At 65.0% G+C, this 26,316-nt stretch carries 21 protein-coding genes and 1 pseudogene; 15 read left to right on the plus strand and 7 right to left on the minus strand.

The features are described from left to right. The first annotated feature begins 79 nt into the window (after window positions 1–79). From IVA93_RS28010 to IVA93_RS28025, 4 genes are all read left to right on the plus strand, one after another. On the plus strand, window positions 80–2,494 hold the full coding sequence (locus IVA93_RS28010) for a phosphoketolase family protein (protein WP_039799262.1): 2,415 nt from the start codon (window positions 80–82) through the stop codon (window positions 2,492–2,494). Window positions 2,495–2,502: 8 nt separating this feature from the next. Further along, entirely contained in the window at window positions 2,503–3,687 is a 1,185-nt protein-coding gene (locus IVA93_RS28015) for an acetate/propionate family kinase (protein ID WP_018454914.1), read from the plus strand. A 338-nt stretch (window positions 3,688–4,025) separates the two neighbouring features. Then, entirely contained in the window at window positions 4,026–4,601 is a 576-nt protein-coding gene (locus IVA93_RS28020; RefSeq protein ID WP_247789277.1) for a glycosyltransferase family protein, read from the plus strand. A gap of 63 nt (window positions 4,602–4,664) precedes the next feature. Beyond that, window positions 4,665–5,591, plus strand: coding sequence for a bifunctional helix-turn-helix transcriptional regulator/GNAT family N-acetyltransferase (locus IVA93_RS28025; RefSeq protein WP_018454916.1), 927 nt, complete (start codon window positions 4,665–4,667; stop codon window positions 5,589–5,591). A gap of 244 nt (window positions 5,592–5,835) precedes the next feature. Here IVA93_RS28025 and moaB read toward each other — a convergent pair whose 3' ends face one another. Together moaB and ypfJ are read right to left on the minus strand one after the other, a co-directional pair. After that, window positions 5,836–6,399, minus strand: a complete 564-nt coding sequence (gene moaB, locus IVA93_RS28030) for a molybdenum cofactor biosynthesis protein B (RefSeq protein ID WP_018454917.1) — start codon at window positions 6,397–6,399, stop codon at window positions 5,836–5,838. 134 nt (window positions 6,400–6,533) lie between these two features. Further along, window positions 6,534–7,469 (minus strand): KPN_02809 family neutral zinc metallopeptidase, encoded by a 936-nt coding sequence (ypfJ, locus tag IVA93_RS28035; RefSeq protein WP_018454918.1) that lies wholly within the window; start codon window positions 7,467–7,469, stop codon window positions 6,534–6,536. A gap of 400 nt (window positions 7,470–7,869) precedes the next feature. Between ypfJ and IVA93_RS28040 the strand changes: the two genes are divergently transcribed. The 3 genes from IVA93_RS28040 to IVA93_RS28050 all read left to right on the plus strand — a co-directional run bounded on the left by IVA93_RS28040 (window position 7,870) and on the right by IVA93_RS28050 (window position 10,267). After that, the gene (locus IVA93_RS28040) at window positions 7,870–9,000 is read left to right on the plus strand and encodes a site-specific DNA-methyltransferase (protein WP_026232842.1); all 1,131 of its coding nucleotides are present in this window, start codon (window positions 7,870–7,872) and stop codon (window positions 8,998–9,000) included. A 121-nt stretch (window positions 9,001–9,121) separates the two neighbouring features. Beyond that, window positions 9,122–9,448 carry a hypothetical protein gene (locus tag IVA93_RS28045; protein ID WP_018454920.1) on the plus strand — a complete coding sequence of 109 codons (327 nt, stop codon included), beginning with the start codon at window positions 9,122–9,124 and terminating at the stop codon, window positions 9,446–9,448. A 132-nt stretch (window positions 9,449–9,580) separates the two neighbouring features. Then, window positions 9,581–10,267 carry a glutathione S-transferase family protein gene (locus IVA93_RS28050; RefSeq protein ID WP_018454921.1) on the plus strand — a complete coding sequence of 229 codons (687 nt, stop codon included), beginning with the start codon at window positions 9,581–9,583 and terminating at the stop codon, window positions 10,265–10,267. 59 nt (window positions 10,268–10,326) lie between these two features. Here the strand turns inward: IVA93_RS28050 and IVA93_RS28055 are convergent, their stop codons facing one another. Together IVA93_RS28055 and IVA93_RS28060 are read right to left on the minus strand one after the other, a co-directional pair. Continuing rightward, window positions 10,327–12,336 (minus strand): methyl-accepting chemotaxis protein, encoded by a 2,010-nt coding sequence (locus tag IVA93_RS28055; RefSeq protein ID WP_247789278.1) that lies wholly within the window; start codon window positions 12,334–12,336, stop codon window positions 10,327–10,329. 340 nt (window positions 12,337–12,676) lie between these two features. Continuing rightward, the gene (locus IVA93_RS28060; RefSeq protein WP_018454923.1) at window positions 12,677–13,120 is read right to left on the minus strand and encodes a nuclear transport factor 2 family protein; all 444 of its coding nucleotides are present in this window, start codon (window positions 13,118–13,120) and stop codon (window positions 12,677–12,679) included. Window positions 13,121–13,210: 90 nt separating this feature from the next. Here IVA93_RS28060 and IVA93_RS28065 point away from each other — a divergent pair, with 90 nt between their 5' ends. Continuing rightward, window positions 13,211–14,131 (plus strand): LysR family transcriptional regulator, encoded by a 921-nt coding sequence (locus IVA93_RS28065; RefSeq protein ID WP_018454924.1) that lies wholly within the window; start codon window positions 13,211–13,213, stop codon window positions 14,129–14,131. 199 nt (window positions 14,132–14,330) lie between these two features. On the opposite strand, the gene IVA93_RS28070 is transcribed toward IVA93_RS28065, so the two are convergent. Further along, window positions 14,331–14,951 (minus strand): glutathione S-transferase family protein, encoded by a 621-nt coding sequence (locus IVA93_RS28070; RefSeq protein WP_026232844.1) that lies wholly within the window; start codon window positions 14,949–14,951, stop codon window positions 14,331–14,333. A 128-nt stretch (window positions 14,952–15,079) separates the two neighbouring features. Between IVA93_RS28070 and IVA93_RS28075 the strand changes: the two genes are divergently transcribed. After that, a complete protein-coding gene (locus tag IVA93_RS28075; protein ID WP_018454926.1) occupies window positions 15,080–16,357 on the plus strand; it encodes a flavin-dependent oxidoreductase in 1,278 nt (425 codons plus the stop codon). A gap of 206 nt (window positions 16,358–16,563) precedes the next feature. Here IVA93_RS28075 and IVA93_RS28080 read toward each other — a convergent pair whose 3' ends face one another. After that, window positions 16,564–16,986: a PaaI family thioesterase gene (locus tag IVA93_RS28080; protein WP_018454927.1), complete on the minus strand. Its 423-nt coding sequence runs from the start codon at window positions 16,984–16,986 to the stop codon at window positions 16,564–16,566. Between the two features lie 52 nt (window positions 16,987–17,038). Further along, complete coding sequence (gene mutY / locus IVA93_RS28085; protein WP_018454928.1) at window positions 17,039–18,154, minus strand: A/G-specific adenine glycosylase; 1,116 nt, start codon at window positions 18,152–18,154, stop codon at window positions 17,039–17,041. A 122-nt stretch (window positions 18,155–18,276) separates the two neighbouring features. Between mutY and IVA93_RS28090 the strand changes: the two genes are divergently transcribed. The 6 genes and pseudogenes from IVA93_RS28090 to IVA93_RS28115 all read left to right on the plus strand — a co-directional run bounded on the left by IVA93_RS28090 (window position 18,277) and on the right by IVA93_RS28115 (window position 26,270). Beyond that, the gene (locus tag IVA93_RS28090) at window positions 18,277–18,771 is read left to right on the plus strand and encodes a DUF721 domain-containing protein (protein WP_018454929.1); all 495 of its coding nucleotides are present in this window, start codon (window positions 18,277–18,279) and stop codon (window positions 18,769–18,771) included. A gap of 126 nt (window positions 18,772–18,897) precedes the next feature. Beyond that, complete coding sequence (locus IVA93_RS28095; RefSeq protein WP_018454930.1) at window positions 18,898–19,572, plus strand: DsbA family protein; 675 nt, start codon at window positions 18,898–18,900, stop codon at window positions 19,570–19,572. A gap of 217 nt (window positions 19,573–19,789) precedes the next feature. Continuing rightward, window positions 19,790–23,254 carry a chromosome segregation protein SMC gene (smc, locus tag IVA93_RS28100; protein ID WP_018454931.1) on the plus strand — a complete coding sequence of 1,155 codons (3,465 nt, stop codon included), beginning with the start codon at window positions 19,790–19,792 and terminating at the stop codon, window positions 23,252–23,254. Between the two features lie 60 nt (window positions 23,255–23,314). Next, window positions 23,315–24,295, plus strand: a complete 981-nt coding sequence (locus IVA93_RS28105; RefSeq protein ID WP_018454932.1) for a small ribosomal subunit Rsm22 family protein — start codon at window positions 23,315–23,317, stop codon at window positions 24,293–24,295. A gap of 138 nt (window positions 24,296–24,433) precedes the next feature. Continuing rightward, window positions 24,434–24,994: a LemA family protein gene (locus tag IVA93_RS28110; protein ID WP_018454933.1), complete on the plus strand. Its 561-nt coding sequence runs from the start codon at window positions 24,434–24,436 to the stop codon at window positions 24,992–24,994. Window positions 24,995–25,026: 32 nt separating this feature from the next. Next, window positions 25,027–26,270, plus strand: a pseudogene (locus IVA93_RS28115) (M48 family metallopeptidase). Window positions 26,271–26,316: the final 46 nt, after the last annotated feature.

The following is a 26,316-nucleotide window of genomic DNA, read 5'->3' on the forward strand; positions in this document are numbered from 1 at the left end:
GATTCCGTTTGATCACGGGAGGGATCGATCGTCGCGGAACATGGTTGATGACGATCGTTGGGTGAAGGTCGGCAAGAACATGACAAATCAACAACAATTGGCCGCAGCGAGCAGCAACCTCGAACTGCTCGACCGCTATTGGCGCGCCGCGAACTATCTCTCCGTCGGGCAAATCTATCTCCTCGACAATCCGCTGCTGCGCGAGCCCTTACGGCCCGAGCACATCAAGCCGCGTTTGCTCGGCCATTGGGGCACGACGCCCGGTTTGAACTTCATTTATGCCCATCTCAACCGCGTCATCCGCGCGCTGGACCTGAACGTGATCTATGTCTGCGGTCCCGGGCACGGCGGCCCCGGCATGGTCGCCAACACCTATCTCGAAGGCAGCTACAGCGAGCTCTATCCCGATATCGCGCGCGATACCGAGGGGTTGCGCAAGCTGTTCAGGCAATTCTCCTTCCCCGGCGGCATCCCGAGTCACGCGGCGCCGGAAACGCCGGGCTCGATCCACGAAGGCGGTGAGCTCGGTTACGCGCTGGTGCATGCCTATGGCGCGGCCTTCGACAATCCCGACCTGATCGTCGCCTGTGTCGTCGGTGACGGCGAGGCCGAGACCGGCCCGCTCGCCGCGTCCTGGCACTCCAACAAATTCCTCAATCCTGCGCATGACGGCGCGGTGCTGCCGATCCTGCATCTCAACGGTTACAAGATTGCCAATCCGACCGTGCTCGGCCGGATGCGCGACGACGAGATCCGCGATCTCTTCCGCGGGCTCGGCCACGAGCCGCTGTTCGTCGAGGGCGACGATCCCAAATTGATGCACCGGGCCATGGCAGACGCGCTCGACGTCGCGCTCGTCAGCATCCGGTCGATCCAGCAGCACGCCCGCGACGGCCGCAAGAGCGTCGAACGCCCGCGCTGGCCGATGATCGTGCTGCGCAGCCCGAAGGGCTGGACCGGCCCCAAGGAAGTCGACGGCAAGAAGGTGGAGGGCTTTTGGCGGGCGCATCAGGTGCCCGTCGCGAACTGTCGCGAGAACCCGGCGCATCTGAAGATTCTCGAAGACTGGATGCGCAGCTACGAGCCGGAAAAGCTGTTCGACGCGAACGGCGCGCTCATTGCCGAGCTCCAGGCGCTCGCGCCCGAAGCCAATCGCCGCATGGGCGCCAATCCGCACGCCAATGGCGGCCTTCTGAAGAAGGAGCTGAAGCTGCCGGACTTCCGCAGTTTCGCCGTCGAAGTAGCGCAGCCGGGCGGCGTCGTGGCGGAGGCAACCCGCGAGCTCGGGAAATTCCTGCGCGACGTCATCCGCCTCAACGCCGATGCCCGCAACTTCCGCATCATGGGCCCGGACGAGACTGCGTCGAACCGGCTCGATGCGGTGTTCGAGGCCACCGAACGCGTCTGGATGGAGCCGACAAAACCTTACGACGTGCATCTCGCCCAGGACGGACGCGTGATGGAAGTCCTGAGCGAGCATCTCTGCCAGGGCTGGTTAGAGGGTTACCTGCTCACGGGCCGGCACGGCTTCTTCTCCTGCTACGAGGCGTTCATCCACATCGTGGATTCCATGTTCAACCAGCACGCCAAATGGCTGAAGGTGACCCGGCATCTGCCGTGGCGGCGACCGATCGCCTCGCTCAACTATCTGCTCACCTCGCATGTCTGGCGTCAGGACCACAACGGCTTCAGCCATCAGGATCCCGGTTTCGTCGATCTCGTCGCCAACAAGAAGGCCGACATCGTCCGCATCTACTTCCCGCCGGATGCCAACACGCTGCTGTGGATCGCCGATCACTGCCTGCGCACCTATGACCGCATCAACGTCATCGTCGCTGGCAAGCAGCCGGCGCCGCAATGGCTGTCGATGCAGGAGGCAGCCACGCATTGCGCCGCCGGCATCGGCATCTGGAGCTGGGCCGGCACGGAAGATGCGAATGGCGAGCCCGATGTCGTGATGGCCTGCGCCGGCGACGTGCCGACACTGGAAACGCTCGCTGCCGTCGACCTGCTGCGCAAGGCGCTGCCCGAGCTGAAGATCCGCGTCGTCAACGTCGTCGACCTCATGACGCTGCAACCCAGGGAGCAGCACCCGCACGGCTTGTCCGACCGCGACTTCGACGGCCTGTTCACGCGCGACAAGCCGGTGATCTTCGCCTATCACGGCTATCCTTATCTGATCCACCGGTTGACCTATAACCGCACCAACCACGCCGGCATGCACGTCCGCGGCTTTGCCGAGGAAGGCACCACGACGACGCCGTTCGACATGGTCGTGCTCAACGAGCTCGACCGCTATCACCTCGCGATCGAGGCGATCGAGCGCGTGCCGGGGCTCGCGACCAGGGCGGCGCAGGTGAAGCAGCAATTCCGCGACAAGCTGATCGAGCATTCGCGCTATGTGCGCGAATACGGCGAGGACATGCCGGAAATCCAGGAATGGGTCTGGCAGAACAGCGCCGGCGGCAACACGCCGGCAGAGGCAGGCGACTGAGGGGAGCCATGTCGAACACGGTTCTCGTTCTCAACTCGGGATCGTCGAGCATCAAATTCGGCCTGTTCGATATCTCGGCGGCCGAGCCCGCCCTGCTCTGCAAGGGCCTGCTTGACGAGCACGAGACGAAGCCGCGGCTCGTCGTGAAGAGTCCCGCGGGCGAAGACCTGTTCGAGAAACGGAGGGAAGCATCGGATGCGGCCAGCGATCATCTGTTCGCCGACGTGCTCGGCTTCATCGAGGATCGTTTCGGCGACCATCGCTTGCGCGCCGTCGGCCATCGCGTCGTCCATGGCGGTCCGGACTATTCCGCTCCGGTCGAGCTGACGGAGGATGTCACCGCAAAGCTGCAAGCGCTGACGCCGCTGGCGCCCCTGCACCAGCCGCGCTGCCTGGCTCCGGTCCGCACTATCACGGCGATCAGGCCCGACCTGACGCAGATCGCCTGCTTCGATACCGCTTTCCACCACGGCATTGCGCCGCCCGCCAGCCGCTTCGCCATTCCGCGACGTTATGAAGAGCGCGGCATCCGGCGCTACGGATTTCATGGCCTCTCGTTCGAATATGTCGCGGGACGGCTCGCCCGAATCGCGCCGCAGCTCGTGGCGAAGCGCACTGTGATCGCGCATCTCGGCAACGGCGCGAGCCTGTGCGGCTTGCGCGACGGCCGCAGCATCGACACCACGATGGGACTGACGCCGCTCGACGGGCTGGTGATGGGCACGCGCTGCGGCAGGCTCGACCCGGGCGTGCTGCTCTATCTGCAACAGCACGAGAAGATGTCGGTCGAAGATGTCCAGCACCTGCTCTACCACGAATCGGGCCTGCTCGGCGTCTCCGGCATCGCGTCGGATATGCGCATGCTGCTTGCGAGCCGCGAAGCTGCGGCGCGGGAGGCGGTCGAGCTCTTCACCTTCCGCGCCGCGCAGGAGGTGGCGGCGATGGCGACAACGCTTGCAGGGCTAGACTGCCTGGTCTTCACCGGCGGCATCGGCGAGCATGCCAGCGAAATCCGCAGCGCGATCGGTGAGCGTCTCGACTGGCTCGGCGTGCGCATCGATGCCGCTGCGAATGATGCGGCGCGCGAGCGCATCAACGATGGCGATAGCGCAGTCGATGTCTTCGTCATTCCAACGAATGAGGAACTGATGATTGCACGACATTGTGCGGCGGTGCTGCGAACAGCGAGTTGACCGGCGTTCATTCGAAGCCCTCGTCAGCAGCGTGGTTGCACGTTTTCCCGTCCTCGCGCTCGTCCGCTATCGCATCCTCCTCTTGCATGATCGCGAACGGCCGGCGCGCCGCGCAATATTGCGGCTCACCTCCGGATTAATACGGACAGGACAGGCTGGGGCGACACATTCGGCAATATCGCCGCCCCGTACGGGACATATTTGGATGCGAGGGCTGCAGCGGTTTACCATCGTCTGCCGAGGCGCGGCCGGAAAGTTGCACTCGGCAGCGCCATGTTTTATGACGCCCTCATAATGAGCTACGCTTCTCCCGAAGTGTGGACAGTGAAGCTTCCATCATGCTGAGCGTCATCATTCCGACCGAAGGCGTCGAGCAGACGGCCGTCGCAACTCTGGCCGCGCTGGTACCCGGTGCCGCCGCAGGCGTCATCCGGGAAGTGCTCCTGGTCGACGGCACCCGCAATGGCGTCATCGAGCGCGTTGCCGACGTCGCGGGCTGCCGTTTCATCGGCTTCGAAGGATCCACTCAAGGCGCCGCGCTCGCCGCCGGCGCACTCCAGGCCCGTTCGTCCTGGCTGATGTTCCTGCCCGCGGGCGCCGTGCTGGAAACCGGCTGGATCGAGGAAACCACCCAGTTCATCCAGTCCGTCTCGACCAGCGGCCGGGATCGTGCGGCCGTCTTCCGCTATGCGCGCTCGCCCTACGGCGATGCCGGCTTCCGCCACATCCTCCGGGCCCTGATGCGCAAGCTCGTCGGTCCCTTCGGCGATCAGGGACTTTTGATCGCGCGTGATCACTACGACCGCATTGGCGGCTACCCGCCCCAAGCCCGCCACTCCGAGGCACGGCTGCTCCGGCGGCTCGGCCGCTCGTCGCGGATCTTGCTGCGCAGCCGGATCGTCATGGTCGGCTGAGGCACGTCGATACTTGCCAAGGTCAAATAATTATTTGACAATGGCAAATATCGGAGGTGACCCATGTCGTTCAATCCTACCGACGACCACATCGCAGCGGTCCGCGCCTTCAACCGCTTCTACACCCGCAAGCTTGGCGTGCTCGACCAGCACCTTGGCAAGAGCCCGTTCTCGCTCAGCGAGGCCCGCGTGCTCTACGAGCTCGCGCAACGGGACGACCTTGCCGCCAAGGAGATCGGCAACGAGCTTGGCCTCGACCCCGGCTATCTCAGCCGGATCGTGCAAAGCTTCGACGAAAAGGGCCTGATCACCCGCAGGGCCCTGCCCGCGGATCGCAGGCAATACCAGCTCAGCCTCACCGCCAAGGGGCGCCAGGCCTTTGCCAAGCTGAACCTGGGCTCGCAAAATGAGGTCGCCGCAATGCTGGCTCAGCTTTCGACCAGCGATGCAACGCGGCTCACGCAGGCTATGGCGACCATCGAGGCCGTGCTGGAGCATCGAAGCCACCCCGCGGCTTTCATGCTGCGCAGCCATCGCGTCGGCGACATGGGCTGGGTCATCTCCCGGCAGGCCGCCGCCTATGCGGCCGACTACAACTGGGATATCAGCTACGAGGCCCTGGTCGCCGAGATCTGCGCACAGTTCATCAAGAACTATGACGCCGCCCGCGAGCACTGCTGGATTGCGGAAGTGGGCGGAGAGCCGGTCGGCTCTATCTTTCTGGTCAAGGCCACGGACCAGATCGCCAAGCTGCGCCTGTTGCAGGTGGAAAAGAAAGCGCGGGGACTCGGTGTCGGCCGCGCGCTGGTCGACCAATGCATCCAGGGTGCGCGCGAGAGGGGCTACAGCAAGATGACGCTGTGGACGCAAAGCATCCTGGTCGCCGCGCGTGGCATCTATCAAAGCGCAGGCTTCAAGCTCGTGAAGAGCGAGCCGCATCACAGCTTCGGGCAGGATCTGCTTGGGGAAACGTGGGAGCGGGATCTGTAGAACTCTCGCAACGAGCGAGAGGCGCATGTATGCGCCCTCGCCCCTTGTGGGAGAGGGCAGCGATGCTGCCAGACGCACACTCACTAGGGCGAGGGGTATGTCTCCGAGCACTCCGTGCCGATAGATACCCAAGCTTCGCTTCGGCATTCTTTAAGGACGGGCGGCCGAAGGCGGCCTATGCCACCTTCCCCGCATCCGCCTTCGCTAAAGCTTCGGCCGACATGAGCGGAGAAGAAATGTCCAACTACACCGTCGCGCCCTGGGCCTTCGGCCGGCGCAGATGCTCGTCCAGCCGTGGCATGATCTCGACGAAATTGCAGGGGCGGGTGCGGTAGTCGAGTTGGGCTTTGAGAATGCCGTCCCAGCCGTCGCGGCAGGCACCGGGCGAACCTGGGAGGCAGAAGATGTAGGTTGCGCCCGCGACGCCGGCCGTGGCGCGGCTCTGGATCGTCGACGTTCCGATCTTGGCGTGGCTCAGCATGTGGAATGAGATCGAGAAACCGTCCATGCGCTTCTCGAACAAGGGCTCGATCGCCTCCGGCGTGACGTCGCGCCCGGTGAAACCGGTGCCGCCGGTGGTGATGACGACGTCGACACCTGCGTCCGCAATCCAGCGGCGGATGACGGTGCGGATCGCCTCGACGTCATCGGTGACGATCTCGCGCGCGGCGAGATGATGGCCGGCAGCGGTGAGACGGTCGGCCAGGGTCTGGCCGGATTTATCATCCGCCAGCGCGCGCGTGTCCGACACGGTGAGCACCGCGATGTTGAGCGGGACGAACTGTTTTGTTTCGTCGATGGAGGTCATTGCAACGCACCTTCTTCACAGACCACTGACGTCATCCTGAGGTGCGCGCTCTTGCGCCCTCGAAGGATGGGCCACGGGCTCGCCATCCTTCGAGGCTCGCCAATTGGCGAGCACCTCAGGATGACGGATAACCCCTACTGTCCGCCCCCAAACGTGTTGCAGGCCTGGACGGTGCCCTGCTGGTAGCCGGTCATGAACCATTGTTTGCGTTGCGCCGCCGAGCCGTGGGTGAAGGAATCGGGCACGACGCGGCCTGTGGACTGGCGCTGCAGCGTGTCGTCGCCGATCGCGCTCGCCGTGGTGAGTGCGGCGTCGATGTCGCCCGGCTCCAGGAAGTTCGGCCGCTTCTTCGCCTCGCGATTGACCCAGACACCGGACAGGCAGTCGGCCTGCAATTCGACCTTCACCTGCAGCGCATTGGCCTCCGCCTTGCTGCCGGCCTGCTGCTGCAGCCGCGTCACGCGCGGAATGATGCCGAGCAGGTTCTGGATGTGATGGCCGGCCTCATGGGCGATGATGTAGGCGGTGGTGAAGTTACAGGCCGACTTGCCGGAGCAGCCGCGAAAACGCGTCTCGACCTCTCGGAAGAAACCGGTGTCGAGGAAGATGGTCCTGTCGGGCGGACAATAGAACGGTCCCATCGCCGACTCCGCCCGGCCGCAGCGCCCGCCATTGGTGACGTTGCGGAACAGCACGACCTTTGGACCGGTAAAGGACTGGCCGGAGGCCTGGAAGATCTCGCTCCAGCGATCGTCGATCTCGCCGAGGATGCCGGAGATCATGCTGCCCATCTCGTCTGTCGGCGCGCCGCGCTTGCCGTTGGACGACGATTGGCGATCGGTCTGGTAGGACGGCGCCTGGCCGCCGCCGGTGAGTATCTCGGCGCCGCCGATCAGGATGCGCGGATCGATGCCGAAGGCGTAGCCGACCAGGCCGAGCACGATGATGGTACCGATCCCAAGCCCGCCGCCGCCCATGGGGAGGCCGAACCCGCCTCCTCCACCGCCGCCGCCACCATCGTCGCGACGATCCTCGATGTCGTCGCTGCGGCGGAAATCATCGTAGCGCATGGCGGCTTCCCTCGGTCCTAGCTCAATTCGGCGCGAAAGCGCGAAAGCTCAACGCGCCACATACGTTTCCGTTGCGTTAATCAATATCCCGCTCGGCAATTATTGCCTAGTGCGACAGCATGGCAATGCCAGCAATTTTTTCCGGGCATCGAGCAATTTTTTCCGAGAGGAATTTTGAGTCTTTTTGCGCTCCGATCACAGCCGCAACGCGAAGAAACGCGAAATACACTGCAAAACATGGAGAATGCGCGGAGCGAGCCGCGTGCAAGGCGCGATGTGAGGGCTGTTCACGAAAGCCACGGGTTAAGTCGATTTTTACTTTGCCGCTTCAATGTAACGGTCAGTCGGTTGTTTGGTCCCGCGTCGCCGACAGCGTCGCCTGAGTCAGAGTTCTTGAGTCATGGTAGAGTCGCGTCGCGGGGCGTCTGCAAAGGCGCCCCGCACAAATTTTGAGTCTCCTTCGCACAGCATCGTCCTCGGCGATTGCGTCGCCGAGATGTCGAAGCTTCAGGCTGGTTCGGTCGACCTGGTGTTCGCCGATCCACCCTACAATCTCCAGCTTAAGGGCGATCTCAAGCGCCCCGACGAATCTCATGTCGATGCGGTCGACGACGACTGGGACAAGTTCGATTCGTTCTCCGCCTATGACGATTTCACCCGCGCCTGGCTGCTCGCCGCCCGCCGCGCGATGAAGCCGTCGGCGACGATCTGGGTGATCGGCTCCTATCACAACATCTTCCGCGTCGGCGCGATCATGCAGGACCTCGGCTTCTGGCTGCTGAACGACATCGTCTGGCGCAAGACCAACCCGATGCCGAATTTCCGCGGCCGCCGCTTCACCAATGCGCACGAGACCATGATCTGGGCCGCGCGGGACGAGAAGGCCAAGGGCTACACGTTCAACTACGAGGCGCTGAAGGCCGCCAACGAGGACGTGCAGGCACGGTCCGACTGGCTGATCCCGCTTTGCACCGGCGAGGAGCGCCTCAAGGGCGCCGACGGCAAGAAAGTGCACCCGACGCAGAAACCGGAAGGCCTGCTGGCGCGCGTGCTGCTGTCGTCCTCCAAACCCGGCGATCTCGTGATCGATCCCTTCAATGGCACCGGCACCACCGGCGCGGTCGCAAAGCGCCTCGGCCGCTCCTATATCGGCTTCGAGCGCAACAAGACCTATGCGAAAGCGGCCGAAGCGCGCATCGCCGCGATCGAGCCGCTTCCGGAGGCAAGCCTCGCCCCGTTCATGACGGCGCGCGAAGCGCCGCGTGTGGCGTTCTCCGAGCTGATCGAGCGTGGCATGATCATGCCCGGCACCAAGCTGTTCGACGCGAAGAAGAAACTCGGCGCGCTGGTGCGTGCCGACGGCGCCATCATGTTCGGCGACAAGGTCGGCTCCATCCACCGCATGGGCGCAGTGGCGCAGGGCGCGCAAGCCTGCAACGGCTGGACCTTCTGGCACATCGAGACCAAGAAGGGCCTTAAGCTGATCGACGAGCTGCGCGCCGAGATCCGCGCCGGCATGGCGGCGGGGTAGCCTTCCTTTCGTCGTCCCGGAGCGCGCCTCCTGGCGCGGCCCCGGAATGACGAGACTGGTTGAATACAGCGGCCGGCGGGACTAGATTGACCGCCTACGCCCCGTCTTGATCGGTCGAGCCATGCGACGACAGTCCGAGACATTGCTGCTGGTGCCGCTGCTGCCGATCTTTCTGGTCGGCATGTTTCCGATGTTCCTGATCGCGCTGCTGGGATTTTTCGGCCTCGCCTTGTTCGGCGTGCTCGTGGTCTGTGTCGGGCTCGCCAGCAGCAACGAGGCCCACGACAGCTTCAATCACGACGTCATCGTTCACGGCTACGCGCGCGGATCGGAGCGCGCGGCGCGGGCCTCCGACATGCATATCGCTACCCGGCTCGGGTTGCGCCTGGAGGTCGTGGGCGCGGCCATGGTCATTACGGCGGCGATCGGCCTTTGTTACGCCGGCTGATCTGCGTGACGCGCAGACGCCGCCCGGCAAACTCGCCGGTTGCCCTCCCCGATAAGGTTCAGGCAAGACAAGGCCGCTTGCGGACATGTTGCTGACTCCACTCTCAGCCAACAAACACAGGGGAGATGCCCGATGCTCAAATTCTATTTCAACGGTTCGCCGAACCCGACCAAGGTCGCGCTTTATCTCGAAGAGGCCGGCCTGCCCTTCGAGCCGGTGAAGATCGACACCCGCACGGGCGAGCAGTTCACGCCGGACTACCTGAAGATCAATCCGAACGGCAAGGTGCCGGCGATCGACGACAACGGCACCATCGTGTTCGATTCCAACGCCATCCTGCTGTATCTCGCCGAGAAGACCGGCAAATTCCTGCCGGCCGCCAATGTTCGCGGCGAGATGCTGTCATGGCTGATGTTCGTCGCCACCGGCGTCGGGCCGTATTCGGGCCAGGCCGTGCACTTCAAGCATTTTGCGCCGAAAGACCAGAACCACGACTACGCACATAACCGCTATCAGTTCGAGACCGATCGCCATTACAAGATTCTCGACGGCCACCTCAAAGGCCGCCGCTACATGGTCGGCGACAGCTATTCGATCGTCGACATGGCGCTGTGGGGTTGGGCGCGGATGGTGCCGTTCAAGCTCGGCGACGATGCCTTCGCGCGATACCCGAACGTCAAGCGGCTGGTGGACGAGGTCACGGCGCGGCCCGCGGCGGCGCGCGCGATCGCGCTGAAGGACAAGTTCACCTTCAAGGCGGAGATGGACGACGAGGCCCGCAGCAACATGTTCAAGCACATGACGACGAAAGTCGCCTGATCGTCTCAGGTCACAATGCGAGGCCACGCGCGTGCGCGTGGCCTTTTGCTTCTTGAGGCTCAGGCGGCGTGGGCCGAGTTCAGGAAGTTGGCGACTTCCTGCTTCAAGCGGTTGCTGTCGGCCGACAGCGAGCGTGCCGCCGAGAGCACCTGCGAAGACGCCGAGCCGGTCTCGGACGCCCCGCGCTGCACGTCGCCGATGTTGGACGACACGAGTTGCGTGCCTTGGGCCGCCTGCTGGACGTTGCGGGAGATCTCCCGCGTCGCCGCACCCTGCTCCTCCACGGCGGCGGCGACCGTCGACGAGATCTCCGACAGCCGCTCGATGGTGCCGCTGATTTCCCTGATCGAGCCGACCGACTCCTCCGTCGCAGCCTGGATGCCCGAGACCTGCTGGGCGATCTCACCGGTGGCCCTCGCGGTCTGCTCGGCGAGCGCCTTGACCTCCGAGGCGACTACGGCGAAGCCGCGGCCGGCTTCACCCGCGCGCGCCGCCTCGATGGTGGCGTTCAGCGCCAGGAGGTTGGTTTGGCCGGCGATGGTGCTGATCAACTCGACCACGTCGCCGATGCGGGCTGCAGCCTTGGAGAGCTCGCTGACGCGCGCGTTGGTCTTGCTTACCTGACCGACGGCTTCGCCCGCTATGCGCGCCGATTCCTGCACCTGGCGCGCGATCTCCGTCACCGAGGAGGACAACTCCTCGGTCGCGGAGGCGACCGCCTGCACATTGGCCGAGGCTTCCTGGGAGGCGGATTGCACTTCGGTGGAGAGATCCTGAGCGCGCCTCGCGGTCGCGGTCAGGGTGCCGGCCGAGCCCTCGAGCTCGTGCGATGCCGAGGATACGGTATCGACGATCTCGCCCACCGCCTGCTCGAACTGACTGGCGAGCCGGGCCATGTCGGCCTTGCGGCTCTCGGCCTGCCGGGCCTCGGTTGCGGTCTGCTCTTGGCGCAGCCGTTCGGTCTCGATCATGTTTGTCTTGAAGACGTCGATCGCCTTGGCCATGTCGCCGATCTCGTCGACCTTGCCGCGCGAGGGGATCTCGACGGCGAGATTGCCGCCGGCAAGCAGCCCCATTGCGCGCGTCATCGAGGTCAGCGGCCGCACGATGCTGCGGGCGGTCAGGAAGGCGACGATCAGTCCGAACAGGACGGCGAGGCCGCCCGCGATCTCCTGCAGCGAGGTCGTGCCGTCGATCACAGCATCGGCCGCGGTGCGCGAATCATTGTAATCCGTCTTCAAGGCGGTTTCCGCGACCTTGAGCTTGGCTATGCTGGCGGAGATGAGCGGTGCGAGATCCTTGTGGTAGATCTCGTCGGACCGCAGCATCGCCGCAGAGGTGGTTTCGAACGCGGATTTGTAGATACCAAGGGCGGTCTTCACAGGCGTCAGAGACGAGCGAAGGTCCGCCGCCTGCGGGCTCCTTTCGACGGCCGCCAGCCGCTGCACCGCCCTGTCGACATTGGTTCTGAAGGCGGTGGGCCCGATGGCGTCGCGCAGAGCGAGGAAGCGCCAGTTCGCGATTCGAACCAGCAGGACCCGGGACTCGAGGTCCGCGACGAGCGACACCGTGTCGTCGTCGGCGGCGGCACGGGCCACATCGACCAGCTTGGCCATCTTGACGGTCAGCTCTTCGCCACTCGGCAACAGCGTCGCCTTGCCGGTCCGCGCCTCGTTGACGGCGTCGCCGAGACTGTCGCGCAGGCTTTTCATTTTGGCGATGTCGGCGATCAGATCGTCGTAGAGCTTCCGCCGCTCCTCCGAGAGGGTGCCCTTTGCTCCCAGCTGCAACAGCCCGGTCGCCGCGGCCTCTCGCTCGGCAGCCTCCCGCATCGCAGGCTCGTTGGCGTCGTAAATGTAGCGCAGATTGGCCCGCTGGATGGCCTGAAGATGGGTCGATATCTCCAGGACGCGCGCCGTGCTGTCCGACAACGCGGAGAGTTTTGCGACCTGATCCTGGACGGATCGCAAATTCCAGATGGCGACCACCGCCATCACAAGACCAACCGCCACCAAGGCCATGAAACCTGCGTACAGGCGTCCCCTGATCCGCAAACGAAAACTCGGCATTCCCACTGTCCACCCAGATGCATGTCAATTCGAGCGGCCGGCCTAATCCGGCGATCGTCACCGGCCACTCTGGCAGCCGCGCGTCGCGTTGTTCGCGACCCACGCTGCACCGCGACACAATGGGGGACACTCGTTAATTGAACCTTCAAATTTTTCGCGCGCGCATCCGTCGGATGGTACAACATCTGCTGATTTTATCGGCAGGTGAGCAAGGTTTTAGCGAGAAGCCCGCAGCGGCATGCAGGCCGCTGCAGCTGGTCCGGCCTGCGCCAGACCAACACGCCCCTCGCCGACCGCGGCGGACGGCACCGGTCGACGGAGGCGACGCTGCTCGATCCGCTCAGCTCGCGGCCCTCACGGCCGTTTGTGGAAACGGACCAAGGGCCTTCTCGGTCAGCACCGAGTCGCAATATTCCCGGATCTCCTTGATCTTGCCGTCCTCGAGACGAAACACGAGACAATAGTCGTTGTCGTAGCGCACGCCTTCTGGCGTGACATTGTCGCCCTTTGCTTCGATGACGACGATATCGCCGTCGGCGATGAAGCGATGAGCGACCGTCCGCGTCCGGTCGACAAGGCGGGTCCGCACATAGCCGTGCAGATCGTTGAGGATCGCCTGTTTGCCCGAAAAGGTGCGCGACCAGGAATACTGGCCGGTCACGATCCATTTGGCGTCGTCGGCAAGACTTTCGGTGAACAAGCCACGGTCGCGCGCAGCCGGATCGGGGCTGGCGGCGGCTGCAAAGATATCCTGCATCAGTTTCTTGTTGGCGCTCGCGCTCATGGCGGCATCTCCTTTGGTGAGAACACGGAAATCATCGCCGCCGGTGCTAAATTCTTCAAATCGATAGTGGATATGATATCTATTCGCCTCATGAATTTGAATTCGCTCGACCTCAATCTCCTGACCGCGCTCGACGCGCTGCTGCGCGAGGCCAGCGTCAGCCGCGCCGCATTGCGGATCGGGCTGTCGCAGCCGGCGGCGAGTCATGCGCTCCAGCGTCTGCGCGACATCCTTGGCGATCCGCTCTTGGTACGCACAGGCGCGCGGATGGAGTTGACGCCGCGGGCGCAAGCCTTGCGCGCGCCGCTGGCGCAGGCGCTCGACCAGGTGCGCGGGCTGTTCGTATCGGATGAATTCGATGCGGCGCGCAGCGAGCGGCAATTCCGACTGATGATGCCGGACCTCGCGGTCGAGCTGTTGATGCCGCCCTTGATGGAAAAGGTGACGCAGGCCGCCCCCAACGTCCGCATCGACGTGGTGCCGTGGCGAGGACCGGCGATTTTCCACGCCGAGTTCGCCCGCACCATCGATCTCGTGATCTCGATCGGCAACGCCTTCAAGGGATTTCACCGCCAGTTGCTCTACACCGACAGCGACGCGCTGGCGGTGCGGCGCGGCCACCCCATGACCACGAAGCTGAAGCGGCGCGAGACGTTCCTGGCCGCGCGCCATGTCGGCGTGATCATCCGCGGCCAGCCGGAGGACCTCATCGACACTTGGCTGGGCACCAAGGGCATAGACCGGCATATCGCTCTCGTCGTCCCGGGTTATCTCGAAGCGCTGCACGTCGCCGCCCGTACCGACCTCGTCGCCTTCGTGCCGCGCCGGTTGATCGCGGCGCTGTCCAAGCAGCTCGGCCTCGTCACGGTGACGCCGCCGCTCGACCCCGGCATCGATGAGCAGTTCATGTTCTACCCGACCCGCGCCCAGATGGATCCGGGCTCGATCTGGTTGCGGCGGCTAATGCTGGAGACGGGACGGGATTTGGAGAAGAAAGGGCGCGCTGGATAGGACGCAACTTCAAAGCAAATGGTGTCGTCCCGGACAAGCGCAGCGAAGCGGAGCGCCGATCCGGGACCCATAACCACAGGACGTGGTTTGGCGAAGACTCGTGATTGTCAGCTTGCGTCACAACTTCTCCCTGTGGTTATGGGTCCCGGGTCTGCGCTGACGCTTGCCCGGCACGACAGGGGAATATATTGCCGCGCTCCTACGCCTTCTGCGCGTCCATCACCTTGCGCACGGCGGGGCGGTCGGACATGCGCTTGAAATGGTCGGCGATCTTGGGCGTCGCGTTGATGTCGACGCTGTCGCCTTCGAGCCAGGTCGACAGGGTGTAAAGATAAGGATCGCAGATCGTGTATTGCTCGCCCATCACCCACGGCCCCTTGTACATCTTCTGCTCGATCAGGGCGAAGCAGGCGCCCATGGTCTTCGGGATCATCGCCTTCATGTCGGCGAACGAGCTCTCTTCGCTCGCCCAGCGTGCGCCGCGCATCTTGTGGGCATGGTTGATGTGCACGGTCGAGCAGAGGTAGGAGTTGAACGACTGGACCTGGGCGAAGTCGAAGGGATCGTCGAGCGGCGCGAGCTTCGCCTTGGGGAAGGTCTGCGCGAGATAGGCGAGCATCGCCGGGGTCTCGGTCAAAACGCCGCGATCGGTCACCAGCGCGGGGACGCGGCCTTTCGGGTTGATCGCGAGGTACTCCACGCTGTTCTGCTGGTTGTCCTTGAAGCTCAGCCGCTCCGCCGCGTAGTCGGCGCCGGCTTCTTCCAGGGTGATGTAGGTGGCGAGCGCGCAGGTGCCGGTGGCGTAGTAGAGCTTGAGCATGTCGGACCTCATGGGAAAGCCGGAAGGTAACGGCTGCGGGCCCCGAGGTCCATAGCACGAACCTCTCTTCGCAGTTGCCCACCGGCGCCCGGCTGTGCCAAGACGCCCCGAGTTGGAGGGGCTTTCCCATGACCGTACTCATCGCCGGTGGCGGCATCGGCGGGCTGACGCTTGCGCTCAGCCTGCACGGAGTCGGCGTTCCCGTGAAAGTGTTCGAGAGCGCCGCCGAACTGCGGCCGCTCGGTGTCGGCATCAACGTGCTGCCGCACGCGGTGCGCGAGCTGATCGAGCTCGGGCTGATGGACAAGCTCGATGCCAGGGGCGTGCGCACCCGCGAGCTTGCCTATTTCTCCAAGCACGGCAAGCCGATCTGGAGCGAGCCGCGCGGGCTGGAGGCCGGCTATAAATGGCCGCAGTTTTCGATCCATCGCGGCACGCTCCAGCAATTGCTGCTCGACACCGCCATCGAGCGCCTCGGCCGCGACAACATCCTCACCAGCCATCATCTGACCGGCTGGAGCGAAACCGCCGACGGCGTGCGCGCCGATTTCGTCGACAAGGCCACCGGCAAGGCCGCGGGGACTTACGACGGCACGATCCTGATCGCCGCGGACGGCATCCATTCCGCCGCGCGAGAAAAACTCTATCCCGACGAAGGCCCGCCGATCTGGAACGGCCGCATCCTGTGGCGCGGCGTCACGCCCGCAAAAGCCTTCCTCAGCGGCCGCACCATGATCATGGCCGGTCACGAGATCCTGAAATTCGTCTGCTATCCGATCTCGAAGGAACTGGACGCCGCGGGCAACCATCTGATCAACTGGGTTGCCGAGCGCCACATGCCGCCGACCTATCAATGGCGGCGCGAGGACTATAACCGCACCGCGCGGCTGGAGGAGTTCTTACCCTGGTTCGAGAGCTGGCAGTTCGACTGGCTCGACGTGCCCGGCCTGATCAAGAACTGCCCGCACGCCTATGAATATCCGCTGGTCGACCGCGATCCGGTATCGCAATGGACTTTCGGCCGCGTCACGCTGATGGGCGACGCCGCACATCCAATGTATCCGATCGGATCCAACGGCGCCTCGCAGGCGATCCTCGATGCGCGCACCATCACGCGCGAGATCCTGGCGCACGGCCCGACGCAAGCGGCCCTGCTCGCCTATGAGGCCGAGCGGCGGCCTGCAACCACCAGTCTCGTCCTGCTCAACCGCAAGAACGGCCCCGAGCAGGTGATGCAGCTGGTCGAGGAGCGCGCGCCCGACGGCTACAAGGTCGTCACTGACGTGCTGTCGCAACAGGAGCTCGAGGATGTTGCCGCCAATTACAAGCGCGTCGCCGGCTTCCAGGTGGAAGCGCTGAATGCGAAGCCGCCGATCGTGAGCAAGGACGCGCGCGCGACGAAATGAGTATTCGCACGAAGCGAGACGCACGTTGATGCGCCCTCGCCCCTTGCGGGAGAGGGCAGCGACGCCGCTAGACGCAAGCTCACTCGGGTGAGAGGTCTGTCTCCGCGAGTCTAACTCTCATTTGAACTCGCCGAGACAAACCGCTCATCCGGCGCTTCGCGCCACCTTCTCCCGCAAGGGGAGAAGGAAAAAAGACTGCGCGGCAGCTATTTGCCCACCACCCTCGCCGCCTCCAGCAGCCGCTCGCTCGCCGTCGCCGTCGCCAGCAGCGTTCCGTCCTCTGCCATCAGCTTTGCCTCGACGAACGCAATCGTCTTGCCGAGCTGCGTCACCTTGGCCTCGCCGATGATCGGTCCGGGCTTTGCGGGCGCCAGGAAATTCACGGTCATGCTGATGGTGGTGGTGTAGAGCCTGCCCTCGCTCATCACCAGCACGGCGGGGCCCATCGTGTCGTCGAGCATGGCCGAGAGCATGCCGCCCTGGATGAAGCCGGCCGGATTGCAGAACTCCGGCTTGCCGTCGAAGGCGAGCTTGATCCAGCCTTCCCTGGGTCGGGCATCGAGCAGGCGCCACCCCAATAGCTCGGCACAGGGCGGCCTGGGAAAGTTGTCGAGCGCGGTCTTGATCATGCGAGCCTCCGTTGCCTACCACAGCTAACGCAGGCCTGCTGCCAGCATTTTGTCAGCAGGATGGGCTGCTAGGGTCCAATCCATGCGCAATCACCTTACGCATGACGTTGGGCAATGCTTCATCGGCGAGCGTGGCGATCGGCACCCAGCGCATGCTGGCGGGTGCCCGCGTCCGCGCTTCCACCCTCGCCGTGTAGACCACCAGTTCCAGCGGAAAATGCGTGAAGACGTGGGTGACCACGCCGACCTTGCGCTGCCAGCGCGACAGCCCCTTCAACTCGGGCGCCTGCCGTTTTGCCTTGGCGTCGTCCTGCCCGGCCAGCCAGTCCGACCCCGGTACTTCGGTCATGCCGCCGAGCAACCCCTTTTCGGGACGGGTGCGGACGAGAAGCTCGTCGCCGCGCGTGACAACGAAAGCGGCGCCGCGCCGTAGCGCGCCGCTCTTCTTCGCGGCCTTGCGCGGAAACGTGTCCTGCGTTCCCAGCGCGCGCGCCGTGCAGCCCTCGTTCAGCGGGCATAGCGAGCAGGCCGGCTTTTTCGGCGTGCAGATCGAGGCGCCCAGATCCATCAGCGCCTGCGCGCTATCACCGGCGCGAGAATCGGCAAGCAGCGTCGCAGCCAACTCCTGAATCAGCGGCTTGGCCTGCGGGAGCTCTTCCTCAACTGCAAAGAGCCGCGAGACCACGCGCTCGATATTGCCGTCGACCGGCATGGTGCGTCGATCGAACGCTATCGCCGCGATCGCTGCCGCCGTATAGGGCCCGACGCCCGGCAGCGCGCGCAGACGCACTTCGGTGTCGGGAAAGGTGCCGCCATGCTCGCGCGTCACCGCGACCGCGCAGGCATGGAGATTACGGGCGCGAGAATAATAGCCCAGCCCGGCCCACATCCGCAGCACGTCCTCCTGCGAGGCCCGTCCGAGCGCGGTGACATCAGGCCAGCGCGAGACGAATTTTTCGAAATAGGGCCCGACCGCCTTCACTGTGGTCTGCTGCAGCATGATCTCGGACAGCCAGACGCGGTAAGGGTCGGATGCTTCGCCGGGCGGAGCCCGCCAGGGTAATCGGCGGCGGTGGCGGTCATACCATTGGAGCAGCGCGAGCGGACGCGATGGGGTCTCCGGCGGAACTGGTTCCGATTTCGCCTTGAGGGCGGATTTGGGGCTCATGTCCGCACTGTAACGGCAATGCGTCGATCTCTCCACGTCGTGCCCACGCATGTCGCGGGCATCCACGTTTTTCTTCGCGGTGAAGAGCCTGCGGCCGACGCCCCGGAGTGCTATAAGGTCCCATGTCCAAGCTTCGACCCATCAAACCCGGTCCCATCAGCGCCAAGCCGCTATCGCTCCTGCTCAACGACGTCTTTGCCGAGGCCTATGCCAAGCAGGGATTTGCCGCGCGCGAGCTGGTGACGCGATGGGCGCAGATTGCCGGGCCGGAGATCGCGGCGCACGCCGAGCCGCTCAAGATGCAATGGCCGCGGCCGGTCGAGGGTCAGCCGCAGGAGCCGGCGACGCTGGTGCTGCGGGTCGAGGGGCCGATGGCGCTCGAGATCCAGCACTCCGCCGATGTGATCCTGCAGCGGGTCAACCGCTTCTTCGGCTGGAGCGCGGTCGGCAAGCTGGCCTTTCGCCAGGCTCCGCTATCACGCGCCCGCCGGCCGACCCGGCCCGGCCCGCCGGACGCCAAATCGGTGGCCGAGGTGGCTGAGCGCCTGGGCGATATCGAAGATGAACAATTGAAGTCGGCGCTGGCGCGCCTCGGGGCCGCCATCAAGCGAAATTGAGCCTTATTCTGCGGCCAAACTGGACCTGTCCTTGCCGCTCGCCATTGCCTCAAACGACGTTTCAAGCTAGCGACAGGCCGTCTGAATGGGAATTCGGGCGAGACCACGCCAATCCGGGAGCCGACCTTGATCATCACCCGCCGCGCCTTCACCTCGATGCTGTCGCTGACCGGGCTTGCCGCGCTCGCCGGGTTCTCTCCGCTGCGATTCATCTCCGATGCCATGATCCCTGAAGCCATGGCGCAGGCAGCGGCTGGTGACGTGGCCAAACCGGTGTCGCTGCCCGACATGGCGCTGGGCCCGAAGGACGCCGCCGTCACCATCACCGAATACGCCTCGATGACCTGCCCGCATTGCGCGGCCTTCAATGAGCAAGTGTTTCCCAAGATCAAGTCGGAATACATCGACACCGGCAAGGTGCGTTACGTCTTCCGCGAGTTCCCGCTCGACATCAAAGCCGCCGCCGGCTCGATGCTGTCGCGCTGCATCGCCAATGGCGACGCGCCGAAATACTTTGCCGTCACCGACATGCTGTTCCGCCAGCAGAACGATTGGGTCGTGAAGAACACCACGGAGACCCTGACGCGGATCGGCAAGCAGGCCGGTCTCACCCAGCAGCAGGTCGAGGCCTGCCTGAAGGACCAGGCGCTGCTCGACAAGATCGCCGCCGACCAGAAATATGCCAGCGACGTTCTGAAGGTCGATTCGACGCCGACGTTCTTCGTCAACGGCGAGAAGATCAAGGGCGAGACCTCGTTCGAGGAATTCGCCAAGAAGATCAATCCGCTGCTCAAGAGCTGATTCGCACGGCGCAATCCTGATTCGCATCTCGATAGCCGTATCTTTCCCGGCATAAATCCCTTGGGAAAAGCGGCTTTCGCCGGTTGCCCTCGCAGCGCACCGCGGCCATTGTCCAGCCGCATGAGGCGCCTCGCGCGACTCGCCCGGATACCGACATTGCCTTCCATGGTATTGTCCCGGCAGGGGGATTCGCGCCTGCCAACAGAGATGCGTGCTTATGAAAATCACCCGCCTGCGCCTTCACGGCTTCAAGTCCTTCGTTGAGGCCACCGACTTCGTCATCGAGCCCGGCCTGACCGGCGTGGTCGGGCCCAACGGCTGCGGCAAGTCGAATCTCGTCGAGGCGCTGCGCTGGGCAATGGGCGAGACCTCCTACAAGTCGCTGCGCGCCGCCGACATGGACGCGGTGATCTTCGCCGGCTCCGGCAATCGCCCCGCGCGCAACCACGCCGAAGTGACGATGACGATCGACAATTCCGATCGCACCGCGCCGGCGGCGATGAACGACAGCCAGCTTCTGGAAATCTCCCGCCGCATCGAGCGCGAGGCCGGTTCGGTCTACCGCATCAACGGCCGCGACGTGCGCGCCCGCGACGTGCAGATTCTGTTCGCCGACGCCGCCACCGGCGCGCGCTCGCCGGCTCTCGTCCACCAGGGCAAGATCGGCGAGATCATTCAGGCCAAGCCCGAGCAGCGCCGCCGCGTGCTGGAAGACGCCGCCGGCGTGGCCGGCCTGCACGCCCGCCGCCACGAAGCCGAGCTGCGGCTCAAGGCGGCCGAAACCAATCTCACCCGCGTCGAGGACGTGATCGGCCAGCTCGCGGGGCAAATGGAAGGCCTCAAGAAGCAGGCCCGCCAGGCCGTGCGCTATCGCGAAGTTGCGGCCAAGGTCCGCAAGGCCGAAGCAACCCTGTTCCATCTGCGCTGGATCGGCGCCCATGCCGACGTCAACGAATCCGGCCAGACCCACGATCTCGCGGTCCGCGAGATGGCCGAGCGGACCCAGCACCAGGCCGAGGCCGCTCGCATCCAGGCGATTCGCGCCGCCGAAATGCCGGCGCTGCGCGATGCCGAAGCGCGCGCCGCAGCGGGGCTGCAGCGCCTGACCAACGCCCGCGAGCTGCTCGATCGCGAGGAAGAGCGCGCCAAGGAGCGCGTCGCGGAACTCGAGCGGCGCCTCGCGCAGTTCGAAGGCGACATCTCGCGCGCCCAGCAGCAGACCATGGACGCCGATATCGCGCTGCAGCGCCTCGACGCCGAAGATGCCGAGCTGAAGGAAGAGATCAAGTCGCGCGTTGAGAAGCGCTCCGGCGTCGACGAGCGTGTCGCCGAAGCCGAGGCGGTGCTGACCGAAACCGAGCAGCAGTTCGCCGAGCTCACCACCGCGCTCGCAGACCTCACCGCCAAGCGCAACCAACTCGAAGCCAACGTTCGCACCCACCGCGACAAGCTCGCCCGGCTCGACCAGGAGATTTCGAACGTCGCGGCGGAAGAGCAGAAGCTCACCGAGGAGACCGGCGGCTTCGGCGATCTCGACGAGCTGACCGCGACGGTCGAGAGCGCCGAGCAGACGCTGGCGGCCTCGGAAGCCGCCGCTCAGGCCAGCGAAGCCGCGCACGTCGCCGCGCGGCAGACGCTGGAATCCTCGCGCTCGCCGCTGGTCGAAGCCGACAAGCGCGTGCAGCGGCTCGATACCGAGGCGCGCACGATCTCCAAGATCCTCAACGGCGAGACCAAGAATTTGTGGCCGCCGATCATCGACGGCATCACCGTCGACAAGGGATTTGAAAAGGCGATCGGCGCAGCCCTTGGGGACGATCTGGACGCCCCGGTCGATCCGTCCGCGCCGATGCGCTGGACCAATGCCGGCGTCACCGACGGCGATCCGGAACTGCCCGAAGGCGTCGTGCCTCTCGCCAGCCACGTGCAGGCCCCGGCCGAGCTGACCCGCCGCCTGGCGCAGATCGGCGTGGTGCCGCGCGAGCGCGGCGCCGAGCTGGTCTCGCAGCTCAAGACCGGCCAGCGGCTGGTCTCGCCCGAAGGCGACGTCTGGCGCTGGGACGGTTTTGTCGCAGCCGCCCACGCGCCGACCGGCGCAGCAAGGCGGCTTGCCGAGCGCGCCCGCCTCATCGACATCGAGAACGAGCTGGAGCAGGCCCGCATCGACGCGCAGATCAAGCGTCAGGCGCTGGAGAACGCCGAGGCCGAGCTGCAGATGGCCGCCAGCACCGAAGGTGCGAGCCGCGAAGCCTGGCGCGCTGCGCAGCGCGAACTCAACGTCGCGCGCGAGCGCCATGCCACGGTCGAGCGCGAGATCAGCCGCCACGCTGCACGCAAGGCGACGCTGTCGGAAGCGCACAGCCGTCTGGCCGCCGACCGCGCCGAGGCCGAAGCCGCCTACGAATACGCCGAAGCCGGGATCTCCGAGCTGCCGTCGAGCGAGGACACCGAAACCCGTCTCGCCGCTGTCCGCAGCGACATCGAAGGTCATCGTCGCATGGCCGCCCAGGTCCGGGCCGAGGCACAGGCGCTGGCGCGCGAAGCCGAGCTGGCCGACCGCCGCGTGCAGGCGATCCTCGCCGAACGCACCGAGTGGCAGAACCGCAAGGAGAGCGCGGCCTCCCACATCGACACCATCCAGGCGCGCATCGCCGAAGTCTCAATCGAGCGCAGCGATCTCGAGAACGCGCCGGCCGTGTTCGCGGAGAAGCGCAGCGCGCTGATCACCGAGATCGAATATGCCGAAAACGACCGCCGCATGGCCGCCGACGCGCTCGCCAGCGCGGAAACCGCGATGGCCGAAACCGATCGCGTCGCCAAGCTGACGCTCGAGGCGCTGTCGAGCTCGCGCGAGGCCACCGCCCGCGCCGAGGAGCGCATGGAAAGCGCGCGGCGCAGGCTCGATGACATCGAGCGCGAGATCCGCGACATGCTCGAAGTCGAGCCGCAGGCCGTTGCCGGGCTCGCCGAGATCGAGCCCGGCGCCGAGCTGCCGCCGCTGCACGACATCGAGGAAGACCTCGAAAAGATGCGCCGCGATCGCGAGCGCCTGGGCGCGGTCAATTTGCGCGCCGAGGAAGAGCTGCGCGAGGTCGAGACCCAGCATAATGGTCTGGTCACCGAGCGCGACGACCTCGTCGAGGCCATCAAGCGGTTGCGCCAGGGTATCCAGAGCCTCAACAAGGAAGCTCGCGAGCGGCTCCTGACCTCGTTCGAGGTCGTCAACAACCACTTCAAGCGCCTGTTCGTCGAGCTGTTCGGTGGCGGCGAAGCCGCGTTGCATTTGATCGAGAGCGATGACCCTCTTGAAGCCGGCCTCGAAATCATCGCCAAGCCACCGGGCAAGAAGCCGCAGACGCTATCGCTGCTCTCCGGCGGTGAGCAGGCGCTGACCGCGATGGCGCTGATCTTCGCGGTGTTCCTCACCAATCCCTCGCCGATCTGCGTGCTGGACGAAGTCGACGCGCCGCTCGACGACCACAACGTCGAGCGCTATTGCAACCTGTTGCACGAGATGACCGCCTCGACCGACACGCGCTTCATCATCATCACCCACAACCCGATCACGATGGCGAGGATGAACCGCCTGTTCGGCGTCACCATGGCCGAACGCGGGGTCTCGCAACTGGTGTCGGTGAACCTGCAAGAGGCGGTGGACATTCTCGACCAGAACGTGGCGTGAGTCCGCTCCCGTCACGCACCCATTGACGTCGTCATCCGCGCAAGCGGATGATGACCACGAATGATGATCTCACCCACCCTCCCCGCCGAACTGAAAGCGGCCCTCGACGGCAAGCTCCAGGGGTTCTCGCGCACCGACGCTGCGCAGCGATCGCAGAAAATCTCGACCACCTATCGTGCAGGGGGCGGCTCCGGCACGATCAAGTCCGAGGCCGATGCGCTCGCCTATGCGCTCGCGAGGATGCCGGCGACCTACGCTGCGGTGGCGGCAAGTCTGAATGCGCTGACCGAGGTCGCACCGGACCTCGGTCCGGAAACGCTGCTCGACGTCGGCGCAGGTCCGGGCACCGCGAGCTGGGCCGCTGCGGAAGCTTTTCCGTCGCTGCAATCCTTCACCCTGCTCGATGCCAACGCCACGCTGAGCCGTCTCGCGCTCGAACTGGCGCGCGACAGCACGCGTCTGGCGAATTGCCGCTATCTGCCGGGCGATGCCGGCGCGAACCTCGCTGAGGTTTCGCAAGCCGATCTCGTCGTCGCGAGCTATGTCATCGGCGAGCTCAGCGAGGGCGATCAACGCAAGCTCGCGGAAGCGATGTGGGCGAAAGCGCGCCACGTGCTGGTCGTGATCGAGCCCGGCACGCCCGCCGGCTACGCCCGCATCCTCACCTTGCGCCAGCAACTGATCGCGGCGGGCGCCTATGTCGCCGCACCCTGCCCGCACGAAAAGCCGTGTCCGCTGACGGCGCCCGACTGGTGCCATTTCTCCCAGCGCTTGCCGCGCTCGCAGGCTCACCGCCAAATCAAGGGCGCCGAGGTGCCGTTCGAGGACGAGCGATTCATCTACGTGGCGCTAACCCGTAGGCCTCCCGCCACCCGCGCCGCGCGCGTGTTGGCGCCGCCGGATCTCGGCAAGGCCGAGATCACGGCAAAGCTCTGCACCGAGCAAGGCGTCGAACTCGCCAAAGTCCCACGGCGGGACAAGGTCGCCTATGCAAGCGCCCGCCGCTGGCGCTGGGGTGATGCCATCCTGTCCGAAAGTTAACCTGCTCCGGCGCTTTCGCCTTGAACTCGGATAGTCCCTCATCCGACCAAGTCTTACCTCTCGTCTGTACCGGGCTCTCGCTCGGCGTCAATTTGGTCTACCCTAGCGCCCGCCTTCTTCCCCCTTCAGGAGTTCTCCATGTCGACCGGCTGGATCGTTCTCGGCGTTATCGTCGTCCTCGTGTTCTTTGCCTTCGCCGCCTACAATCGGCTGGTGGCGCTGGGCCAGCGCGTCGGCCAGGCCTTTGCCGACGTCGACGTGCAGCTCAAGCAGCGCCACGATCTGATCCCGAACCTGGTCGAGACGGTGAAGGGCTATGCCTCGCATGAGCGCGGCACGCTCGACGACGTCATCAAGGCGCGCAATTCGGCGATGTCGGCGCAGGGACCGGCGCAGGTGTCCGCGGCCGAGACCCAGCTCTCCGGCGCGCTCGGCCGACTGATCGCGCTGTCGGAGGCCTATCCCGACCTCAAGGCCAACGCCAATTTCCAGCAGCTCGCCAGCGAGCTGTCCGATCTCGAGAACAAGATCGCGGCCAGCCGACGCTTCTTCAACAGCGCGGTCCAGGAATACAACACCGGCGTCCAGCAGATGCCGGCAGCCTTGTTCGCCGGCATGTTCGGCTTCACCAAAAAGGACTTCTTCGATCTCGGCGCCAGCCGCACCGAGGTCGAGGCCACGCCGCAGGTGAAATTCTGAGTTGAGCCGATAGGCCGGCAGGGCATCGCGTCATGGCCGCGTATGGTCTCTACACGCACATCGCCTCGAACAAGTTTCGTTCGATGCTCCTGCTCGCCGGTCTGTTCGCGCTGGTCTACGTGCTGGTCTATGCCGGCGCGCTGATCGCCGAAGCCGTCATCAATGGCGACGAGACCGTCCTCCATTATCTGAGACGCGCCTTCTATGATCTGAAAGTCGCCGCACCGGTTGCGACCGTCGTGGCAGCGACCTGGATCGTGATCGCCTATTTCTTCCACCAGTCGATGATCGATGCGGTGACCGGCGGCCACGACGTCACCCGGCAGGAGCAGCCGCGGCTCTATAATCTGCTTGAAAATCTCTGCATCTCGCGCGGCATCACGATGCCGAAGCTGAAGATCATGGAAAGCCCGGCGCTGAACGCGTTCGCGACCGGCCTCAACCCGCGGCAATATTCGGTCACCGTCACCACCGGTCTCCTCAATGCGCTGGACGACCAGGAAATCGAGGCGGTGCTGGGTCACGAGCTGACCCATATCAAGAACGGCGACGTGCAGCTCATGGTGGTCGCCGTCATCATCGCGGGCGTGGTCGGATTCTTCGGCGAACTGTTCTTCCGCCTGTTCACGAATTTCAGCTGGAGCTCCGGCTCCGGCGGCTCGTGGTCGTCGGGCTCCTCCTCCTCACGATCGTCCTCGTCGTCGAACGACAGCAAGAGTTCGGGCGGCGGCGCGGTGATCGTCATCATCATCGCGGTCGTGCTGATCGTGGTGGCCTGGCTGTTGTCTCAGGTGGTGAAGCTCGCGCTGTCGCGCTCGCGCGAATATCTCGCGGACGCAGGCTCCGTCGAGCTGACGAAAAATCCGGACGCCATGATCTCGGCACTGCGCAAGATCGAGAACCGCGGCGAGCTGCCGGGCGCAACCTCGGCAGTGATGGAGCTCTGCGTCGACAATCCGCGCGAGGGTTTTGCCGATTTGTTCGCGACCCACCCCTCGGTGCAGTCGCGAGTCGACGCGTTGGTCAAGTTCGCCGGCGGCCATGATCCCGGCCCGCTGCCGCTTTCCGCCGACGAGGCCGAGGAGCCAGACACGCAGCCGACCAGCAGGGCGTCCGACCGCCACCGCGCCAGGGGCCCTGGAACGACGTAGGCGGCGCGGCCAGTCCGCCGCCCCTGCCCGCACCCAGCTCCGCCGGAACCGCCAGCAGCAACCCGATAGGCAATCGAGTAAGCAATCCCTTGGGCAATTCCTTGGGTCCTTGGGGCCGCCATTGAGCGTGATTTGACGCCATGCCCGGCAGGATTCGTCGTGCTTGGGAAA

It is taken from the genome of Bradyrhizobium sp. 155 (genome assembly GCF_023101105.1).
In the GTDB taxonomy this organism is placed as follows: Bacteria; Pseudomonadota; Alphaproteobacteria; order Rhizobiales; family Xanthobacteraceae; genus Bradyrhizobium; species Bradyrhizobium canariense_D.

What these genes read in the sequence shown, in the direction of transcription:
- smc (WP_018454931.1), top strand. Translation starts at nt 19,790, where the DNA reads ATGAAAATCACCCGCCTGCGCCTTCACGGCTTCAAGTCCTTCGTTGAG.
- IVA93_RS28010 (WP_039799262.1), top strand. Translation starts at nt 80, where the DNA reads ATGACAAATCAACAACAATTGGCCGCAGCGAGCAGCAACCTCGAACTG.
- moaB (WP_018454917.1), bottom strand. Translation starts at nt 6,399, where the DNA reads ATGACCTCCATCGACGAAACAAAACAGTTCGTCCCGCTCAACATCGCG.
- IVA93_RS28110 (WP_018454933.1), top strand. Translation starts at nt 24,434, where the DNA reads ATGTCGACCGGCTGGATCGTTCTCGGCGTTATCGTCGTCCTCGTGTTC.
- IVA93_RS28020 (WP_247789277.1), top strand. Translation starts at nt 4,026, where the DNA reads ATGCTGAGCGTCATCATTCCGACCGAAGGCGTCGAGCAGACGGCCGTC.
- IVA93_RS28045 (WP_018454920.1), top strand. Translation starts at nt 9,122, where the DNA reads ATGCGACGACAGTCCGAGACATTGCTGCTGGTGCCGCTGCTGCCGATC.
- IVA93_RS28105 (WP_018454932.1), top strand. Translation starts at nt 23,315, where the DNA reads ATGATGATCTCACCCACCCTCCCCGCCGAACTGAAAGCGGCCCTCGAC.
- IVA93_RS28080 (WP_018454927.1), bottom strand. Translation starts at nt 16,986, where the DNA reads ATGATCAAGACCGCGCTCGACAACTTTCCCAGGCCGCCCTGTGCCGAG.
- IVA93_RS28070 (WP_026232844.1), bottom strand. Translation starts at nt 14,951, where the DNA reads ATGCTCAAGCTCTACTACGCCACCGGCACCTGCGCGCTCGCCACCTAC.
- IVA93_RS28090 (WP_018454929.1), top strand. Translation starts at nt 18,277, where the DNA reads ATGTCCAAGCTTCGACCCATCAAACCCGGTCCCATCAGCGCCAAGCCG.
- IVA93_RS28065 (WP_018454924.1), top strand. Translation starts at nt 13,211, where the DNA reads ATGAATTTGAATTCGCTCGACCTCAATCTCCTGACCGCGCTCGACGCG.
- IVA93_RS28075 (WP_018454926.1), top strand. Translation starts at nt 15,080, where the DNA reads ATGACCGTACTCATCGCCGGTGGCGGCATCGGCGGGCTGACGCTTGCG.
- IVA93_RS28055 (WP_247789278.1), bottom strand. Translation starts at nt 12,336, where the DNA reads ATGCCGAGTTTTCGTTTGCGGATCAGGGGACGCCTGTACGCAGGTTTC.
- IVA93_RS28025 (WP_018454916.1), top strand. Translation starts at nt 4,665, where the DNA reads ATGTCGTTCAATCCTACCGACGACCACATCGCAGCGGTCCGCGCCTTC.
- IVA93_RS28060 (WP_018454923.1), bottom strand. Translation starts at nt 13,120, where the DNA reads ATGAGCGCGAGCGCCAACAAGAAACTGATGCAGGATATCTTTGCAGCC.
- IVA93_RS28050 (WP_018454921.1), top strand. Translation starts at nt 9,581, where the DNA reads ATGCTCAAATTCTATTTCAACGGTTCGCCGAACCCGACCAAGGTCGCG.
- IVA93_RS28040 (WP_026232842.1), top strand. Translation starts at nt 7,870, where the DNA reads ATGGTAGAGTCGCGTCGCGGGGCGTCTGCAAAGGCGCCCCGCACAAAT.
- mutY (WP_018454928.1), bottom strand. Translation starts at nt 18,154, where the DNA reads ATGAGCCCCAAATCCGCCCTCAAGGCGAAATCGGAACCAGTTCCGCCG.
- ypfJ (WP_018454918.1), bottom strand. Translation starts at nt 7,469, where the DNA reads ATGCGCTACGATGATTTCCGCCGCAGCGACGACATCGAGGATCGTCGC.
- IVA93_RS28015 (WP_018454914.1), top strand. Translation starts at nt 2,503, where the DNA reads ATGTCGAACACGGTTCTCGTTCTCAACTCGGGATCGTCGAGCATCAAA.